Below are 475 nucleotides of genomic sequence, written 5' to 3' on the forward strand. Positions count from 1 at the left end.
AATCCTTTGCATGGATAGCAGAATCAATCATAAAAACATTGTAACAAAAAAGAACAGACTGTCGAATCTGTTCTATGTTAGACAAGCAGTTGCGTCAGCAACTTTTTTTATAAGACGCTCTTTTTAAAGATTTAGTTGATATTTGAAAATATGCCATAATGATACTCACCGTAAGCACTGTAAAGATCAATCGGCATTGGCAGTTTAACGATATCTCTGCATATAAATGGTATCTGTTCCAGCATCGATTCCATATATGCTTCAGGTTTCCACTTTCTCATGTCCAGTGTATATTTCAGCTTCTTCTTGAATACGATCCAGTCCAGATATCCCTGCAGATGTCTTGTACTGACTCCATGCTTTATGTCTGATCATATTCTTTGCCTCTGCATGCAGTTCATTTACTGATGATACTGTATTTCCAGTCGGTGACACATATGCACCAGATGGAATGACATCACTTTCAAATCCGTTT

General features: G+C 37.1%; 2 protein-coding genes. Both read right to left on the bottom strand.

What is annotated here, in order from left to right; all coding sequences use genetic code 11:
• Positions 1–131: 131 nt before the first annotated feature.
• Complete coding sequence (locus ACTND6_RS11160) at positions 132–281, bottom strand: hypothetical protein (protein ID WP_441024357.1); 150 nt, start codon at positions 279–281, stop codon at positions 132–134.
• Positions 262–475, bottom strand: a 214-nt coding sequence (locus tag ACTND6_RS11165) for a hypothetical protein (protein ID WP_441045124.1), incomplete at its 5' end; no start/stop codon positions are given. The genes ACTND6_RS11160 and ACTND6_RS11165, both read right to left, overlap by 20 nt.

This window comes from Bulleidia sp. HCP3S3_C9 (genome assembly GCF_052064035.1).
In the GTDB taxonomy this organism is placed as follows: domain Bacteria; phylum Bacillota_I; class Bacilli_A; order Erysipelotrichales; family Erysipelotrichaceae; genus Bulleidia.

What these genes read in the sequence shown, in the direction of transcription:
- ACTND6_RS11160 (WP_441024357.1), bottom strand. Translation starts at nt 281, where the DNA reads ATGAGAAAGTGGAAACCTGAAGCATATATGGAATCGATGCTGGAACAG.